General features: G+C 62.3%; 18 protein-coding genes. 11 read left to right on the top strand and 7 right to left on the bottom strand.

Going from position 1 to position 17,563, the window contains the following annotated elements; translation table 11 throughout:
• Positions 1-94: 94 nt before the first annotated feature.
• Both H620_RS0102615 and H620_RS0102610 read right to left on the bottom strand, forming a co-directional pair.
• Positions 95-844: a gamma-glutamyl-gamma-aminobutyrate hydrolase family protein gene (locus H620_RS0102615; RefSeq protein ID WP_027906665.1), complete on the bottom strand. Its 750-nt coding sequence runs from the start codon at positions 842-844 to the stop codon at positions 95-97.
• A 4-nt stretch (positions 845-848) separates the two neighbouring features.
• Positions 849-2,231 (bottom strand): glutamine synthetase family protein, encoded by a 1,383-nt coding sequence (locus tag H620_RS0102610; protein WP_023383040.1) that lies wholly within the window; start codon positions 2,229-2,231, stop codon positions 849-851.
• 207 nt (positions 2,232-2,438) lie between these two features.
• Between H620_RS0102610 and H620_RS0102605 the strand changes: the two genes are divergently transcribed.
• From H620_RS0102605 to H620_RS0102585, 5 genes are all read left to right on the top strand, one after another.
• Positions 2,439-3,311: a LysR family transcriptional regulator gene (locus H620_RS0102605; protein WP_023383041.1), complete on the top strand. Its 873-nt coding sequence runs from the start codon at positions 2,439-2,441 to the stop codon at positions 3,309-3,311.
• A 254-nt stretch (positions 3,312-3,565) separates the two neighbouring features.
• Positions 3,566-3,829 (top strand): DNA-directed RNA polymerase subunit omega, encoded by a 264-nt coding sequence (gene rpoZ, locus H620_RS0102600; protein WP_016394025.1) that lies wholly within the window; start codon positions 3,566-3,568, stop codon positions 3,827-3,829.
• Positions 3,830-3,888: 59 nt separating this feature from the next.
• Complete coding sequence (spoT, locus tag H620_RS0102595; protein WP_023383042.1) at positions 3,889-5,997, top strand: bifunctional GTP diphosphokinase/guanosine-3',5'-bis pyrophosphate 3'-pyrophosphohydrolase; 2,109 nt, start codon at positions 3,889-3,891, stop codon at positions 5,995-5,997.
• 23 nt (positions 5,998-6,020) lie between these two features.
• A complete protein-coding gene (locus tag H620_RS0102590) occupies positions 6,021-6,401 on the top strand; it encodes a RidA family protein (protein WP_009684531.1) in 381 nt (126 codons plus the stop codon).
• A gap of 53 nt (positions 6,402-6,454) precedes the next feature.
• Positions 6,455-7,183 carry a hypothetical protein gene (locus H620_RS0102585; protein ID WP_023383043.1) on the top strand — a complete coding sequence of 243 codons (729 nt, stop codon included), beginning with the start codon at positions 6,455-6,457 and terminating at the stop codon, positions 7,181-7,183.
• A 120-nt stretch (positions 7,184-7,303) separates the two neighbouring features.
• Here H620_RS0102585 and H620_RS0102580 read toward each other — a convergent pair whose 3' ends face one another.
• On the bottom strand, positions 7,304-8,158 hold the full coding sequence (locus tag H620_RS0102580; protein WP_027906664.1) for an NAD-dependent epimerase/dehydratase family protein: 855 nt from the start codon (positions 8,156-8,158) through the stop codon (positions 7,304-7,306).
• A gap of 192 nt (positions 8,159-8,350) precedes the next feature.
• Between H620_RS0102580 and exbB the strand changes: the two genes are divergently transcribed.
• The 6 genes from exbB (at position 8,351) to H620_RS0102550 (ending at position 15,070) form a co-directional block, all read left to right on the top strand.
• Complete coding sequence (exbB, locus tag H620_RS0102575; RefSeq protein WP_027906663.1) at positions 8,351-9,325, top strand: tonB-system energizer ExbB; 975 nt, start codon at positions 8,351-8,353, stop codon at positions 9,323-9,325.
• A gap of 3 nt (positions 9,326-9,328) precedes the next feature.
• The gene (gene exbD, locus H620_RS0102570; protein ID WP_013974803.1) at positions 9,329-9,757 is read left to right on the top strand and encodes a TonB system transport protein ExbD; all 429 of its coding nucleotides are present in this window, start codon (positions 9,329-9,331) and stop codon (positions 9,755-9,757) included.
• Entirely contained in the window at positions 9,754-10,488 is a 735-nt protein-coding gene (locus H620_RS0102565; protein ID WP_023383046.1) for an energy transducer TonB, read from the top strand. The genes exbD and H620_RS0102565 overlap by 4 nt, the downstream gene beginning before the upstream one ends.
• Positions 10,489-10,582: 94 nt before the next feature.
• The gene (locus H620_RS0102560) at positions 10,583-11,506 is read left to right on the top strand and encodes a hydrogen peroxide-inducible genes activator (protein WP_023383047.1); all 924 of its coding nucleotides are present in this window, start codon (positions 10,583-10,585) and stop codon (positions 11,504-11,506) included.
• Positions 11,507-11,509: 3 nt separating this feature from the next.
• Entirely contained in the window at positions 11,510-13,588 is a 2,079-nt protein-coding gene (recG, locus tag H620_RS0102555; RefSeq protein WP_027906662.1) for an ATP-dependent DNA helicase RecG, read from the top strand.
• A gap of 78 nt (positions 13,589-13,666) precedes the next feature.
• The gene (locus H620_RS0102550; RefSeq protein WP_027906661.1) at positions 13,667-15,070 is read left to right on the top strand and encodes an aminoacyl-tRNA deacylase and HDOD domain-containing protein; all 1,404 of its coding nucleotides are present in this window, start codon (positions 13,667-13,669) and stop codon (positions 15,068-15,070) included.
• 105 nt (positions 15,071-15,175) lie between these two features.
• Here the strand turns inward: H620_RS0102550 and H620_RS0102545 are convergent, their stop codons facing one another.
• The 4 genes from H620_RS0102545 to H620_RS0102530 form a co-directional block, all read right to left on the bottom strand.
• Positions 15,176-15,550: a hypothetical protein gene (locus tag H620_RS0102545; RefSeq protein ID WP_023383050.1), complete on the bottom strand. Its 375-nt coding sequence runs from the start codon at positions 15,548-15,550 to the stop codon at positions 15,176-15,178.
• A gap of 149 nt (positions 15,551-15,699) precedes the next feature.
• Positions 15,700-15,999, bottom strand: a complete 300-nt coding sequence (locus H620_RS0102540) for an HU family DNA-binding protein (protein ID WP_016394014.1) — start codon at positions 15,997-15,999, stop codon at positions 15,700-15,702.
• Between the two features lie 187 nt (positions 16,000-16,186).
• On the bottom strand, positions 16,187-17,335 hold the full coding sequence (locus H620_RS0102535; RefSeq protein ID WP_027906660.1) for an NAD(P)/FAD-dependent oxidoreductase: 1,149 nt from the start codon (positions 17,333-17,335) through the stop codon (positions 16,187-16,189).
• Positions 17,336-17,367: 32 nt separating this feature from the next.
• Positions 17,368-17,535 carry a rubredoxin gene (locus H620_RS0102530; protein WP_011536423.1) on the bottom strand — a complete coding sequence of 56 codons (168 nt, stop codon included), beginning with the start codon at positions 17,533-17,535 and terminating at the stop codon, positions 17,368-17,370.
• Between the last annotated feature and the right edge of the window lie 28 nt (positions 17,536-17,563).

The following is a 17,563-nucleotide window of genomic DNA, read 5'->3' as shown; positions in this document are numbered from 1 at the left end:
GGAATTGTTGTCACAGGCCTTGCAAGCAAGGCGCTTTCACTCATTGAAAGCTTGCGAATCGGTTTAGGTCATCCAAGACCTTCGGGTCATGACCCTACCGTGCAGCATGGGCAATGCAGGCCTCACGAAACGCCTGGAACAGGCGCAAGGAGACCGGGTTTTCGGCGAAACGCCACTCAGGGTGCCACTGAACACCCAGCACAAAGCCAGGTGCATCAACCATCGACACCGCTTCGATCAGGCCATCCGGGGCCCGTGCCTCGACACGCAGCCCTGGGGCCAGGCGGTCGATACCCTGGCTGTGCAACGAATTGACTTCGAACTGCGCAGCCAGGCCCAGGCGCTCGAACAACCCGCCCGGCTCGGTGCTGACGGGGTGACGAAGGCCGTATTGCACCTCCAGGGGTGCATCCTCAGGTTCACGGTGGTCCAGGAAGCCAGGCAGCTCCTGCACGCGCTGGTGCAGAGTGCCGCCCAAGGCCACATTCAATTCCTGGAAACCACGACAAATGCAGAACACCGGTACACCGGCGGCAATGGCCGCCTGCAGCAGCGGCAAGGTCAGGCGGTCACGAGCAGGGTCGTGCCGGGTCCCTTCCGCGCTGGGGGCGCCATTGTAATGATGCGGCTCGATATTTGAAGGCGAACCGGTAAAAACAATGCCGTCGAGCTGCGCCAACAGCGCCTGCGTGTCACTGCCGGCATCGCGAGCCGGCAACAGCAGTGGCAGCCCGGCAAAGCCCGCCGCCTCGACATACTTGTCGCCCACCGTGTGCGACGAGTTCTTCCCCACCTGCTGACGGCAGGCGCTGACACCGATCAAGGGGACCGCAATTGCGCTCATGGGCTTACACCGTGTGCAGGTACCAGTTGTACTCGAGGTCGGAAATCGATACTTCGAACTCGGCCAGTTCGCTTTCCTTGCAGGCCACGAAGATATCGATGTAGTCCGGGCTGATGTATTGATTGAGCACTTCGCTGTCGTCCAGCGCGCGCAAGGCATCGCGCAGGTTGTTCGGCAGGCTCTGCTCCAACTGTTCGTACGAGTTGCCTTCGATCGGTTCACCTGGCTCGACTTTGTGGGTCAGGCCGTGATGGATACCGGCGAGAATCGCCGCGAGCATCAGGTACGGGTTGGCGTCCGCACCGGCCACGCGGTGCTCGATACGCACGTTTTCGCGGCTGTCGGTGGGTACGCGTACAGCCACTGTGCGGTTGTCCAGGCCCCAGCTCGGGGCGTTGGGTACATAGAACTGCGCACCGAAACGGCGGTAGGAATTGATGTTCGGGCACAGGAACGCCATGGAGGCAGGCATGGTTTCCAGGACGCCACCGATGGCATGGCGCAGGGTTTCACTTTCCTGCGGATCATCGCTGGCGAAGATGTTCTTGCCGGTCTTCTTGTCCAGCAACGAGATATGCACATGCAAGCCGTTGCCCGCCTGACCCGGATAGGGCTTGGCCATGAAGGTGGTATCCATCTCATGGTCGTAGGCGATGTTCTTGATCAAGCGCTTGAGCAGAATCGCGTAGTCGCAGGCCTTCAGCGGGTCAGCGACATGGTGCAGATTGACTTCGAACTGCGCCGGGGCGCTTTCCTTGACGATGGCGTCAGCCGGCAGGCCCTGCTCCTTGGCAGCTTCGAGCATGTCCTGGAGGCAGTCGGCGTATTCGTCGAGGTCGTCGATCAGGTACACCTGGGTGGACTGCGGGCGCTTGCCCGAAATGGGCGAACGCGGCGGTTGCGGACGACCGTTGAGGTTGTCCTGGTCGATCAGGTAGAACTCCAGCTCGAACGCGGCGCAGATGTCCAGGCCAAGATCGTCGAACTTGCTGACCACCTGACGCAGCACCTCGCGCGGGTCGGCGAAGAACGGCTGCCCATCCAGTTCGTGCATGGTCATCAGCAACTGGGCGGTCGGACGTTTCTGCCACGGCTCATCGGAAAGCGTCCCAGGGATCGGGTAGCAGATGCGGTCGGCATCGCCGATATCCAGGCCAAGCCCGGTGCTCTCGACGGTCGAGCCGTTGATATCCAGGGCGAACAGCGAGGCAGGCAGGTTGATGCCCTTCTCGTACACCTTGTGCAGGCTGGCGCGCTCGATACGCTTGCCACGTACCACTCCATTCATGTCGGAGATCAGCAGATCGACGTACTGAGTGTCCGGATGGGCCTTGAGGAATTCATTCATCTCGCTGGAAGAACTGGCGCACGGGGTTACCGACGTCATGGCTGTACATCCTTTGATTTGCTGCGGCGATGTGAGGGGATACGGCTGGCGCCTCGGCGGCGGCGATGGTTGCTACTGTTGTTCTTTTCACTTTCCCATCGGGGGATAGGTTGCCCGACCGGCTGCATTGATTACCGGGGGCCGTTTCACTATAAAATGGCCTCAACGCAACAGACATTGGCAATTCGGCAAGCAGAGCGTGCACCAATGCAATATCAGATTACCCATGCCGACCTTTCTCTGGTCCTGGCCCTGGAACGTGGCCGCTCGCTGGCCAAGGCTGCCGAATTGCTCAAGGTCGACGTCTCGACCGTGTTCCGCTCCATACGTCGCCTTGAGTCGGCGCTGGGCACCGCCTTGTTCGTCAAAAGCCGCAAGGGCTACCTGCCCACCGACACCGCACAGGCCCTGGCAGAACAGGCCGAACGTGCCGAACAAGCGCTGGACGCTGCGCGCATCGCCATGACCAGCGGCGAGCAGGTAGTCAGCGGCACGGTTCGACTGACCTGCACCGAGGCGGTGATGCACACCTTGCTGCTGCCCGCGCTGGCTGCGTTCATGCCGAACTACCCAGCGCTGTCGCTGGAGATGGGTACGTCCAACACCTTCGCCAACCTGAGCCGACGCGATGCCGACATCGCCCTGCGCTTGACCAACACGCCACCGGAACATCTGGTCGGACGCTGTCTGGGGTCCACCTCCTACGTGATCTGCGGCCAAGCGCAGTGGCGCGAACGCCTGGCCGAGTCTGCCAGCAGCGTGCCGTGGATCGCCCCGGACGACTCGATGCAGGATCACCCCACGGTGGTTTGGCGCAACCAGCAGTACCCAGGGCTTAGCCCGCGCTACCAGTGCAGCGGCATGTCGACCATCGCCCAGCTGGTGAGCACTGGCCTTGGCGTAGCGGCGCTGCCTGACTACATGGTGCACGCATTGCCTGGAGTGGAGGCGCTGAGCGGCCCGCTACCGGGTTGCGACACCCAGTTGTGGCTGTTGACGCGGCCGGACTGCCGGGCGTTGCGCTCGGTACAGACACTCTTCGAAGAACTGACACCCCGGTTGCGCGACGCAATGTTGTAAGGGATGTTGTGTTCCTGGGGCCTGGGACGTTATCGTCGGAATCATGCATCGAGGGTGTCTGTAACGGCCCTTTCGCGGCTGCCGCGGTTCATGACCCGCGCATTCCCAGCAGACGCGGATGTACCCGCGCAGAAGCCGACACCGAGCCACCGGACAAAACAGCGCTTCCCTATTGGCTGGTGATTTTTTAAACTATCGAGTCCGCCCGCCCATATTGGGCTGCACGCCTACCGCATTTGCTACTGAGGAAGACCATGGCCCGCGTTACTGTTGAAGACTGCCTGGAACACGTGGATAACCGTTTTGAGCTGGTCATGCTCTCGACCAAGCGCGCACGTCAGCTGGCTACCGGCGGCAAAGAACCGCGCGTAGCATGGGAAAACGACAAGCCGACCGTGGTCGCCCTGCGCGAAATCGCCGAAGGTATCGTTACCCCTGAGTTCATCGCCGCAGAAGAGATCGTCACCGAGGATCCGGTCTTCGCCGCGTTCGAGGACGAGTCCAACGAGGCGGTCTGATCCATGCCTGGTCGACATCGTGCGGCACAAGGCCCTCTTCCTCGGCAAGAGGTGAATCCATGCCGGGTATAGAAGCCTTAGCCGAACGGCTGTCGACCTATCTGGGCCCGGAGCAGGTCAACCTGGTTCGTCGCGCCTACTTTTACGCCGAACAGGCCCACGACGGGCAGCGCCGCCGCAGCGGTGAGCCCTACGTGACCCATCCGCTGGCCGTGGCCAGCATCCTTGCCGACATGCACATGGACCATCAAAGCCTGATGGCCGCCATGCTGCACGACGTGATCGAAGACACCGGCATCGCCAAGGAAGCCCTCTGCCAGCAGTTCGGCGAAACCGTCGCCGAGCTGGTCGACGGGGTCAGCAAGCTGACCCAGATGAACTTCGAAACCAAGGCCGAGGCGCAAGCCGAGAACTTCCAGAAAATGGCCATGGCCATGGCTCGCGATATCCGCGTGATCCTGGTCAAGCTGGCTGACCGCCTGCACAACATGCGCACCCTGGAAGTGCTGTCGGGCGAAAAACGCCGGCGCATCGCCAAGGAAACCCTCGAAATCTACGCCCCCATCGCCAATCGTCTGGGGATGCACACCGTGCGCGTGGAGTTCGAAGACCTCGGCTTCAAGGCCATGCACCCGATGCGCTCGTCGCTCATCCACCGGGCAGTCAAGAGCGCTCGCGGCAACCGCAAGGAAATCGTCGCCAAGATCGAGCAGTCACTGGCCAACTGCCTGGCTGCAGACGGTATCGAGGGCGAAGTCAGCGGCCGGCAGAAACACCTCTATGGCATCTACAAGAAGATGCGCGGCAAGCGTCGCGCCTTCAACGAGATCATGGACGTGTATGCCTTCCGCATCATCGTCGACAAGGTCGACACTTGCTACCGCGTGCTCGGTGCCGTGCACAACCTGTACAAGCCGCTGCCGGGCCGGTTCAAGGATTACATCGCGATCCCCAAGGCCAACGGCTACCAATCGTTGCACACCACCTTGTTCGGCATGCACGGCGTGCCCATCGAAATCCAGATCCGCACCCGCGAGATGGAAGAGATGGCCAACAACGGCATCGCCGCGCACTGGCTCTACAAGTCCAACGAGGACGAGCAGCCCAAAGGCAGCCATGCCCGCGCCCGCCAGTGGGTCAAGGGCATCCTCGAACTGCAGCAACGCGCCGGCAACTCGCTGGAATTCATCGAGAGCGTGAAGATCGACCTGTTCCCCGACGAGGTCTACGTCTTCACGCCCAAAGGGCGAATCATGGAGCTGCCCAAAGGCTCCACCGCTGTCGACTTTGCCTATGCCGTGCACACTGACGTTGGCAACAGCTGTATCGCCTGCCGCATCAATCGCCGCCTGGCACCGCTCTCCGAACCCCTGCAAAGCGGCTCGACCGTGGAAATCGTCAGTGCGCCAGGTGCCCGGCCCAACCCGGCCTGGCTCAACTTCGTCGTCACCGGCAAGGCGCGCACGCACATCCGCCACGCGCTCAAGCAGCAACGCCGCTCCGAATCCATCAGCCTGGGCGAACGCCTGCTGAACAAAGTGCTGACCGGGTTCGACAGCAGTCTGGAGCAGATACCGCAGGACCGTATCCTGGCGATTCTTGCCGAGTACCGTCTGGAACTGATCGAAGACCTGCTCGAAGACATCGGCTTGGGCAATCGCATGGCCTATGTCGTCGCCCGCCGCCTGCTTTCGGCCGAAGGCGAACCATTGCCGGCTCCGGAAGGCCCGCTGGCCATTCGTGGCACCGAAGGCCTGGTGCTCAGTTACGCCAAGTGCTGCACACCGATTCCGGGCGACCCCATCGTCGGCCACCTGTCCGCAGGCAAAGGCATGGTCGTGCACCTTGAGAACTGCCGGAACATCAGCGAAATCCGACACAACCCAGAGAAGTGCGTGCAGCTCTCCTGGGCCAAGGACATCACTGGCGAATTCAATGTCGAGCTGCGCGTCGAGCTGGAGCACCAGCGCGGTCTGATCGCCCTGCTCGCCAGCAGTGTCAATGCCGCCGATGGCAACATCGAGAAGATCAGCATGGACGAACGCGACGGTCGAATCAGCGTGGTCCAGTTGGTGGTCAGCGTGCACGACCGCGTGCACCTGGCGCGAGTGATCAAGAAGCTGCGTACGCTGACCGGCGTGGTCCGCATCACCCGCATGCGTGCGTAGTCCGTCAACAGCAAGGAGTCATCATGAGCAAGACTGTTATCAACAGCGACAAGGCCCCTGCCGCTATCGGCACCTACTCCCAGGCGATCAAGGCCGGTAACACCGTGTACATGTCGGGCCAGATCCCGCTGGACCCAAAAACCATGGAACTGGTCGAAGGTTTCGAAGCCCAGACCGTACAGGTATTCGAAAACCTCAAGGCCGTAGCTGAAGCTGCTGGTGGTTCCTTCAAGGACATCGTCAAGCTCAACATCTTCCTCACTGACCTGAGCCACTTCGCCAAAGTCAACGAAGTCATGGGCCGTTACTTCGAGCAGCCGTACCCGGCCCGCGCCGCCATCGGCGTTGCCGCACTGCCGAAAGGCGCCCAGGTTGAAATGGACGCCATTCTGGTCATCGAATGATGCCCTGGTGACGGGCGCCCTGCCCGTCACCCTCCTGCCAAGGTTATACAGCCATGCGTCAAGCACTCCCCTTCGCACTGGCCGCCCTGCTCATGAGCGGCTGTGCCAGCCACAAACCCGAAGATTTCAACGGCGTCTGGATCAACCAGGACGCCATCGAGGCCGCCAAGGGCGGTAGCCTGCGCCAGGCGCTGGACAAGCATGGGCCGGTCCTTGAGTGGAAACTCGATGTCGCCAACCAGCAAGTCAGCTACAGCAACGGCTTCGAAGCTGCCGATGGCCAGTTGAGCGCCAATGACAAGCAATGGCAAGCCAGCTTCCCCGGTGGCCAGACCGAGCAGTTGAAACTGGATGGCGATGAACTGAAAGCCACCGACCAGCGCGGCGCTGAGCAGACCTTCGTCCGTGCCAAGCAACCGAATGCGGCTGACGCTCCGCTTGGCAGCAGCTTCGAAAAGGCGTTGTACCAGTCCTATCTGGGCGGCGAATGGAAGATCGTCGAAGGACAGGGTAAAGGCGGCGTGGTGCGTTTCGCCGATAACGGCAGCGTCACTGGCCTGCCCGGCCCGGACCGCTATGCCCTGTGCCTTGCCGGCGACTGCGCCGCCATGGGCGGCAGCAATGACAGCCTGTGGCTGGAGCGTGACCAGCGTGGCGCGCCATTCATCTTCAAACGCGATGGCGACAAGCTGGAGATCTTCCAGGCAATCAACAGCGCACAGCCCGATGAGGTGCCAACCCTGGCACCGGGCGCTCGCAAGTGGGTGCTCGAGCGCGGCTGATCGCGGCATAACGACCTGCACTGCCCTGGACGGCCCCCAAGGGTTGGATTTGTGTCCAGCTTCTTGGGGGCAGGCCAGCCCTGTGTGAGATTTGGGGATGCGGGCAAGTCGGCGACAAGGTCAACGCTGCGCAAGAATGGCTGCGTACCCTTCCTTGTAGCTCGGATACACCGGGGCCCACCCCAACGCGCGTGCCCGGGCGTTGCTGCAGCGCTTGCTACCGGTGCGCCGCACGCGTTGCTCATCCGACCACTCTGTGACACCCATGTACGCTCGCAGCCAGGCCACCACATCGGCCAAGGGCGCCGGGTCATTGTCGACACCGATATAGCAATCTTCCAACGTCACACCCTCAGCGTCGGCCTGCAACAGGAAGGCGAGCAGGCTTGCGGCATCTTCAGCGTGGATGCGGTTGCCATACAGCGGCGGCTCCTCGGCCACGCGGTAACCTTGACGCACCTGGCTGAGCAGCCATTCGCGACCTGGCCCGTAGATTCCCGTCAAGCGCACCAGGGTAGCTGGAATGCCACTGCCCAGGGCTAGCCGCTCTGCCTCCAGCATGATCCGCCCGGAGTAACCCTCGGGTTCGGTGGCGGCGGTCTCGTCGATCCATTCGCCATCTTTCTGCGCATAGACACTGCTGCTGGAGACGAACAGCAGGCGATGCGGGCGTTGTCCTCGCTCGTTCAACCAAGACAATACGTGCCGCAAACCCTCGACGTACGCAGCCTGGTAACCGGCTTCATCGTGCTGGCTGGCCGCTACGCAGTACACCAGGTAGTCCGGCGCACGCACTGGCCATGCCTGGGGAATCTCCGGGCTCAAGAGGTCTGCGGCGACCGGTATCACTCCGGCCGGCAGTTGGCCAACCGAACGTCGCAGGCCACTGACCTGCCAACCGCGAGCCAGCAGTTGCCGGGCCAGGCGGCCGCCTACATCACCGCATCCTACGATCATCGCGGATAGGTCTGACATCACAAAACTCCGAAGATCAAAGGGTCAGGCTAGCCGGATTACGCGATAGGCGGCTAGACCAAGGTGGAAAAAAGCAACGAGATTACTTTTGTTAACAAGAATTACTTGCAATAATGGCACCCCTATCTGTTCTCGGCCTGCTTCGAGGCTTTGAAGAACGCTGACTTTTCTTCTTCATCAGGTCCGGCCAGCATGACACGTACTCAACCTTCCGCTTCGCCAACCACCTCGCGCGCCTGGCGCGCCATTGCCGCGCTGATGTTCAGCCTGGTACTGGCCCCAGCTGCCATGGCTGATGAACCAAGCACCAATGCCTCCACCCCTGCAGCTGCCACTGCACCGGCTGCCGCGCCCGCTGGCGATGCTCAGGCCGCTGCCCCAGCTGCCAACGCCGCCGCCCCGGTAGATTCAGCGGCGCCAGCAGGCGAACAGACGCAAGCAATCGTCGAGGACAACTCCCTGGGCATGGCACATGACCTGTCTCCATGGGGCATGTACAAGAACGCCGACGTCGTGGTCAAAGCGGTGATGATCGGCCTGGCCATCGCCTCGATCATTACCTGGACCATCTGGATCGCCAAAGGCTTCGAACTGATGGGCGCCAAACGTCGTCTGCGCGGTGAGATCGCGGTCCTGAAGAAGTCCGCCAGCCTCAAGGAGGCCAGCGACGCCTCTAACAAGGAAGGCACGCTGGCCCACACGCTGGTCCACGATGCACTGGAGGAAATGCGCTTGTCGGCCAATGCCCGCGAGAAAGAAGGCATCAAGGAACGCGTCAGCTTCCGCTTGGAGCGCCTGGTAGCAGCCAGCGGCCGCAGCATGAGCAGCGGCACCGGGGTCCTCGCCACCATCGGCTCGACCGCACCGTTCGTCGGCCTGTTTGGTACCGTCTGGGGCATCATGAACAGCTTCATCGGCATCGCCAAGACCCAGACCACCAACCTCGCCGTGGTTGCCCCTGGTATCGCTGAAGCCCTGCTGGCCACCGCACTGGGCCTGGTTGCGGCTATCCCGGCCGTGGTGATCTACAACGTCTTCGCCCGCTCCATCGCAGGCTACAAGGCTCAAGTCTCCGACGCGTCGGCGCAGGTACTGCTGCTGGTAAGCCGTGACCTCGACCACCAGGGTAGCGAGCGCGCCACCCCGCACATGGTGAAAGTGGGGTAAACCATGGGCCTGCATCTGAACGAAGGTGGCGATGACCTCGCCGAAAACCACGAAATCAACGTCACGCCGTTCATCGACGTGATGCTGGTGCTGCTGATCATCTTCATGGTCGCCGCCCCCTTGGCCACGGTTGACATCAAGGTCGACCTGCCCGCCTCGACCGCCAAACCGGCGCCGAGGCCCGAGAAACCGGTGTTCGTCAGCGTCAAGGCCGACCAAAAGCTTTATGTCGGCGACGATCAGGTTCCGGCACCCGACCAGCTTGGCCCGATGCTCGACGCCAAGACCAAGGGCGACAAGGAAACCACCATCTTCTTCCAGGCCGATAAAGGCGTGGATTACGGTGACCTGATGGAAGTGATGAACAACATGCGCGCGGCCGGCTACCTGAAAGTCGGCCTGGTAGGTCTCGAGACGGCAGCCAAGAAATGACGAAGACGCGGCACAATCTGGCGCGTTACAGCGGCAGCCTGGCACTCGTGCTGGGTGTCCATGCCGTCGCTGTGCTGCTTACGCTCAACTGGTCGGTGCCCCAGGCCATCGAACTGCCCCCGGCAGCGATGATGGTCGAGTTGGCACCGCTGCCCGAGCCCGCGCCACCACCACCTCCCAAAGCGGCTCCACAACCGCCGGCACCGGTTGAAGAACCGCCGTTACCCAAGCTGGCGGAGGCCCCCAAGCCCAAGATCGCCATCCCGAAACCCCCGAAGCCCAAGCCTAAGCCGCAGCCGCCCAAGCCAGAGAAAAAGCCTGAGCCGCCGAAGGATGAGCCACCGGCCAAGGAAGAAGTCGCGGACACGCCGCCAAGCAACACGCCACCGCAGAAGTCGGCGGCACCGGCGCCAAGCATCGCGTCCAACAGCAAAGCGTTGCCGACCTGGCAAAGCGACCTGCTGCGCCACTTGGCGAAGTACAAGCGCTACCCGGAAGACGCGCGACGCCGCGGTCTGCAAGGCATCAACCGCCTGCGGTTCGTGGTCGACGCCGAGGGCAAGGTGGTGTCGTACTCGTTGGCTGGCGGCTCCGGTAGCGCAGCACTGGACCGGGCGACTCTGGAGATGATCCGTCGTGCCGGTACGGTGCCTAAGCCACCGGCCGAGTTGCTGAACAATGGCACCATCGAAGTAGTGGCACCTTTCGTCTACTCGCTGGATCGCCGCTGATACGGTTGTTTCTGTCACAAATCAACAAGTCTGATAACGTGCGTCTATCGTTTGCAGCCGCTATGCTGGGCCCGCAACTTCATGGACGCACGTTATGACCCTCACAGAATTACGCTACATCGTCACACTCGCCCAAGAGCAGCACTTCGGCCATGCCGCCGAGCGCTGCCACGTCAGCCAACCGACCCTGTCGGTCGGCGTGAAGAAGCTTGAGGACGAGCTGGGTGTACTGATTTTCGAGCGCAGCAAAAGCGCGGTGCGCCTGACACCGGTCGGCGAAAGCATCGTGGCCCAGGCGCAGAAGGTGCTGGAGCAGGCACAGGGCATCCGCGAACTGGCCCAAGCCGGCAAGAACCAGCTGACCGCGCCGCTCAAGGTGGGCGCCATCTATACCGTCGGCCCTTACCTGTTCCCGCACCTGATCCCACAGCTGCACCGGGTTGCCCCACAGATGCCGCTGTACATCGAAGAGAACTTCACCCACGTCCTGCGCGAGAAGTTGCGCAATGGCGAGCTGGACGCAGTGATCATCGCCCTGCCGTTCAACGAGGCCGACGTGCTGACCCTGCCACTCTACGATGAGCCATTCTGCGCGCTGATGCCCGCCGATCACCCATGGACGGCCAAAAAGACCATCGACACCGCCATGCTCAACGACAAGAGCCTGCTCCTGCTCGGCGAAGGCCACTGCTTCCGCGACCAAGTGCTGGAAGCGTGCCCGACCTTGAATAAAGGCGAAGGTTCCAAGCACACCACCGTAGAATCCAGCTCCCTGGAAACCATCCGCCACATGGTTGCCTCAGGCCTCGGCGTATCGATCCTGCCGTTGTCGGCGGTGCACAGCCACCACTATGCGCCCGGCGTCATCGAAGTGCGTCCACTCACACCGCCCGCGCCGTTCCGCACCGTGGCCATTGCCTGGCGCGCCAGCTTCCCACGGCCCAAGGCGATCGAGATCCTCGCTGACTCGATCCGCCTCTGCTCGGTCGCCAAGCCGCCCGTGGAACAATCGGCCTGAACCATGACTGAGCTGTCTAAGGTGCCGGTCACGGCACTCAAGGGAGTGGGCGAAGCCATGGCGGAAAAACTCGCCAAGGTTGGACTCGAGAATCTGCAGGACCTGCTGTTCCACCTGCCGCTGCGCTACCAGGACCGCACGCGCGTCGTTCCCATCGGGGCCCTGCGCCCCGGCCAGGACGCGGTCATCGAAGGTGTGGTCAGCGGTGCCGATGTGACCATGGGCAAACGCCGCAGCCTGGTGGTACGCCTGGGTGACGGGAGCGGCGTGCTGAGCCTGCGCTTCTACCACTTCAGCAATGCTCAGAAAGAGGGCCTGAAGCGTGGCACGCACCTGCGCTGCTACGGCGAAGCCCGGCCAGGTGCATCAGGGCTGGAAATCTACCACCCAGAGTACCGTGCACTGAACGGAGACGAACCACCGCCTCCTGTCGAGCAGACACTGACGCCGATCTACCCGTCCACCGAAGGGCTCACCCAGCAGCGCTTGCGCCTGCTGTGCCAACAGAGCCTGGGCATGCTCGGCCCGCGCAGCCTGCCGGACTGGCTGCCGGAGCAATTGGCTCGCAATTACCACCTGGCACCGCTGGACGATGCCATCCGCTACCTGCACAACCCACCGGCTGACGCTGACCTCGACGAACTCGCCGAAGGCCAGCACTGGGCCCAGCATCGCCTGGCGTTCGAAGAGCTGCTGACCCACCAGCTTTCGCAGCAGCGCCTGCGCGAAAGCCTGCGCAGCCTACGTGCCCCCGTGCTGCCCAAGGCTGGCCGTCTGCAAGCGCAATACCTGGCCAACCTCGGCTTCAAGCCGACCGGCGCCCAGCAACGGGTTGCCAATGAAATTGCCTACGACCTCAGCCAGGCCGAGCCGATGATGCGCCTGGTGCAAGGCGATGTCGGCGCCGGCAAGACCGTGGTAGCTGCCCTGGCGGCGCTTCAGGCGCTGGAAGCCGGCTACCAGGTGGCACTGATGGCCCCGACCGAGATCTTGGCCGAGCAGCACTACATCACGTTCAAGCGCTGGTTGGAACCACTGGGCATAGAGGTGGCCTGGTTGGCCGGCAAACTCAAGGGCAAGGCCCGTACCAGTGCCCTGGAGCAGATCGCCAATGGCGCACCCATGGTGGTCGGTACCCACGCGCTGTTCCAGGACGAGGTCCGGTTCAAGCACCTGGCCCTGGCGATCATCGACGAGCAGCACCGATTCGGTGTCCAGCAACGCCTGGCCTTGCGCAAGAAAGGTGTGGCCGGCGAACTGTGCCCGCACCAACTGATCATGACGGCCACGCCGATCCCCCGCACCCTGGCCATGAGCGCCTACGCCGACCTCGACACCTCGATCCTTGACGAGCTGCCGCCTGGCCGCACACCGGTCAACACCGTTCTGGTCGCAGACAGCCGGCGTTTCGAAGTGGTCGAGCGGGTCCGCGCTGCCTGTGCCGAAGGGCGCCAGGCGTATTGGGTGTGCACGTTGATCGAGGAGTCCGAAGAGCTGACCTGCCAGGCGGCAGAAAGCACCTTCGAGGAGCTGGGCAGCGCCCTGGGCGAGCTGCGCGTGGGCTTGATCCACGGCCGCATGAAACCGGCCGAGAAGGCGGCGGTGATGGCCGAGTTCAAGGAAGGCAAGCTGCAACTGCTGGTGGCCACCACGGTGATCGAGGTCGGGGTGGATGTACCGAATGCCAGCCTGATGATCATCGAGAACCCCGAGCGCCTTGGCCTGGCCCAGTTGCACCAGCTGCGTGGCCGCGTCGGCCGTGGCAGCGCGGTCAGCCATTGCGTCCTGTTGTACCACCCGCCCCTGTCGCAGATCGGCCGCGAACGGCTGGGGATCATGCGGGAAACCAACGATGGCTTCATCATCGCCGAGAAAGACCTGGAGCTGCGTGGCCCTGGCGAGATGCTCGGAACCCGTCAGACTGGCCTGCTACAGTTCAAGGTTGCCGACTTGATGCGCGATGCCGATCTGCTGCCGGCCGTGCGTGACGCGGCCCAGGCCCTGCTAGCCCGCTGGCCCGACCATGTCAGCCCGCTGCTCGATCGCTGGCTGCGCCATGGCCAGCAATATGGCCAAGTGTGACGATTGTCCCAAATTGGATCCAGCTTGCGGGCCAGGCTGGTTATACTTCGCGTTTAAAAGAAATAGTGGATACGGACCATGACTGAAGTTGCCCTGGATACCGCAACCCCACATGCACCCTCGGTGATCAAGCTGCTGCTGGAAAAGCTTGGCGTCAGCTATCGCGAGGTGCCTGAGGATCCGGCCCTGCCGGCGGCTTCGCGGGTACAGGCGATTCTGCTCGACGATGAGGTCGGCGCCCTGATGGTGCTGTTCCCACAGAGCAAGCTGCTGGACCTCAATCGCCTTGAGGAATTGACCGGACGCAAGCTCCGTGCGGTCCCCGTTGCACGCCTCAAGCAGATGCTCGACAAGCACAGTCTCAAGGCGCTGCCTGGCATCCCGGCGCTGACCAGCTCGCCTTGCCTGTACGAACAGAAACTGCTCGACAGCCAGACGCTGCTCATCGAGTCCGGAGAAACCGGTCTTTTGCTGAGAATCGAGCGGGATGACTTCAAGCGCATGCTGAAGAAAGCCAGCGCGGGCAGCTTCGGACAGCCCGTCAGGGACATCCGCCCCAACCTGGACCGCCCCGACGACGACTCGAAGGAAATCACCCAGGCCGTGCAGGCCTTCACCGCCCGACGCATCCAGCAACGACTGGAGCAGACCATCGAAATTCCGCCGCTGGCAGACACCGCACAGAAGATCATCAAGCTGCGGGTCGACCCCAATGCCAGCATCGATGACATCACCGGCGTAGTGGAAACCGATCCAGCGCTGGCTGCCCAAGTGGTCAGCTGGGCGGCGTCCCCTTACTACGCCTCACCCGGCAAGATCCGCTCGGTAGAGGACGCCATCGTGCGCGTGCTGGGCTTCGACCTGGTGATCAACCTGGCCTTGGGCCTGGCCCTGGGCAAGACCCTGAGCCTGCCGAAAGACCACCCCCAGCAAGCCACGCCTTACTGGCAGCAGTCGATCTACACCGCCGCGATCATCGAAGGCCTGACCCGCGCCATGCCACGGGCCGAGCGCCCTGAAGCCGGTCTGACCTACCTCGCGGGGCTGCTGCACAATTTCGGCTATCTACTGCTGGCCCACGTGTTCCCACCGCACTTCTCGCTGATCTGCCGTCATCTGGAGGTCAACCCGCACCTGTGCCACACCTATGTGGAACAGCACCTGCTGGGCATCAGCCGCGAACAGATCGGCACTTGGCTGATGAAGCTGTGGGACATGCCAGAAGAGCTGTCGGCCGCGCTGCGTTTCCAGCATGACCCGTCCTACGACGGCGAAAATTCAGCATTCCCCAATTTGGTGTGCCTGGCGACCCGGCTGCTGCGCTCGCGCGGAATCGGCTCAGGGCCACAGGCTGAAATCCCTGATGATTTACTGGACCGTCTGGGCATCACGCGGGAAAAGGCGGAGGATGTGGTGAACAAGGTGCTGGAGGCCGAAAGCCTGTTGCGCGAGCTGGCCTCGCAATTCCACGCACCGCATTGATCCCCGGGGTTGGATCCGTCCAATCTTTCGGGGTATTCGCCCCTGTGGCGCGGGCTTGGCGGATGAGCCCGCGCTCACAGGTTCAGCGCAACAGTTTCTGGGATCTCAACCCTTCTTTTTCGGCTTCAGGTACTTCATCAAACCCTGGAACCACATCACCAACGCTGGATTGCCCTTGATCTGGATGTTCTTGTCCTGGATACCCTGCATGAAGGCCAACTGCTTGTTACCCGCCTGCATCGTGGCAAAACCGTAAGCCGCATCCTTGAATGCAATGGCGAAAGCCGGTTGCGGGTGCAACCCACCCTTGCTGCTGACGCGCTCGCCGCTGACGATGAAGTGACGCGCAACCTTGCCGTCCAGTGTCTGCATCTGGAACACCAGGTCTTTGTCCTTGAGCTGCTGTTGGAAGGCCGGGTTGCTGCGGCTGGCCCTGGCCATCAATAGCCCCATGGCCCAAAGAAGAAAGCGAAACTTCATCAACGCGCCTCGAATAAAAAATGACTGAGACGCGGAGTTTATCCGTTTCCTGAACTTTTTATACAGCTCTGCCGAATGCATCGCTTGCAAAACACGACGGGCGCCCTGGGGCGCCCGTCTTACTGACACTGGGGATTGTCAGGTGTGCATCACTTGCCTTTTTTAGCCGGCTTGGCTGGGGCGTTGACGCTGTCACGAAGGTTCTTGCCAGGTTTGAAGGCAACGGTGTTGCTGGCCTTGATCTTCACCGGCTGGCCGGTTTGCGGGTTCTTGCCGGTGCGGGCACCACGATGGCGTTTTTCGAAGGTGCCGAAGCCGACCAAGGTGACGGTGTCCTTGTCCAGGGCACCTGTGATGCTGTCGAGAATCGCGTTCAGCACTTGGTTGGCTTTTTCCTTGGTCAGATCGGCCTTTTCGGCGATGACGGCGGCGAGTTCTGGTTTACGCATAGTGAAGCCTCTTTGACGGAATTCTTGTTGTTATGCCGTGCTGCCCGAAGAGGCAGCGCTCAAGGCACCGCAGGCTCTAATCTGCGGCAGACGGGAGTGAGAATGGCACGCCCACCGAGGCCGCGCCAGTATCTGGGCGGCCATTGTAGTGGCAACTAAAGGGTAAACCCGACAGAACGCCTGTCATTTACGCCATCAGGGGTGGTAACTGCCGATTCAGGGCCAGTTTCTCCATCACCCCGGCGCCCGTCAGGGCATAGCCCAACAACTGGCCGTCGGCATCGTGGCAGAGCACCTTGAGGTCACGACCCTCGCCGTGCACCCGCCAAATACCCTCCCGGCCCGGAGGTGGCGGCGAGACTACCAGTGGGCAGGCCGGGGTCTTCACTGTGACCGGCATCGGCCCATAACTGACTGTGGTGGGGTTGCCGGCCAGGGTCTGGGCCAAGGCACGGGCACAAGCCATCAGCGGCATCACATACAGCAGGTTGATACCGTCGACCTCGGCGCAGTCCCCCAGCGCGAAGATATTGCCGTGGGACGTACGCAACTGTCGGTCCACCACCACACCGCGATTGGTCTGCAGGCCCGCGGCAGCGGCCAGGTCGATGCGTGGGCGCAGGCCAATGGCGGACACCACCAGTTCGCAGGCGATCACGGTACCGTCCGACAGATGCGCCTCAAGCCCATCACCCGCCCGTTGCAGGCGCGTCAGCACGGGCCCCAGATGAAAGCGTACGCCCAACTCTTGCAGCCCGTCCTGTACCGCCGCGGCGGCAGCCGGATGCAGCAGGGTTGGCATCAATTGCTCGCACGGGGCCACGACATCGACCTGGTAACCACCCAAGGTCAGGTCGTTGGCGAACTCGCAGCCAATCAGCCCGGCACCCAGGATCAGTACGCGCTGCTTGCCCGCAGCGGCGGCGCGAAACCGGGCGTAGTCTTCCAGGTCATTGATCGGGAATACCCATTCACCAGCATCCCCTTCGATGGGCACTTGCACTGTCTGCGCGCCCCAGGCCAATACCAAGTCCCGATACTCGATGGCCTCCTCGCCAATCCACAGGCGCTTGTGGCCTGGGTCGATACCGCTGATGCGGGTATGGGTGCGGATTTCGGCATTGAGCTGGTCGGCCATGGCGCCAGGTTCGGCCATGCATAGGCCGTCGGCATCCTTGTGCTTGGCAAAGCCGGTGGAGAGCATTGGCTTGGAGTAGGAGCGGCCGTCGTCGGCGGTAATCAGCAGCAGCGGCGTCTGGGTATCGAGCTTGCGAAACTCACGGGCCAGGTTATAGCCCGCCAGACCAGTACCGATGATGACCACAGGGGATGACATGTCGTGCTTTCCTCGCTCTTGAACAGGTTCGATCAGCCGATGGCGATCATTTCGAAGTCACTCTTGCCGACGCCGCAGTCGGGGCACAGCCAATCTTCCGGTACATCTTCCCAACGGGTGCCCGGAGCGATGCCGTCGTCCGGCCAGCCTTCGGCTTCGTCGTAGATCAATCCGCAAACAATACACTGCCACTTTTTCATCAGGCTCGTTCCTCAGTCAGGTGGGGCT

Source organism: Pseudomonas taiwanensis DSM 21245, assembly GCF_000425785.1.
Taxonomy (GTDB): domain Bacteria; phylum Pseudomonadota; class Gammaproteobacteria; order Pseudomonadales; family Pseudomonadaceae; genus Aquipseudomonas; species Aquipseudomonas taiwanensis.
Note: the sequence above shows the minus strand (reverse complement) of the source record. Positions and strands in the feature narration are given on the sequence as shown.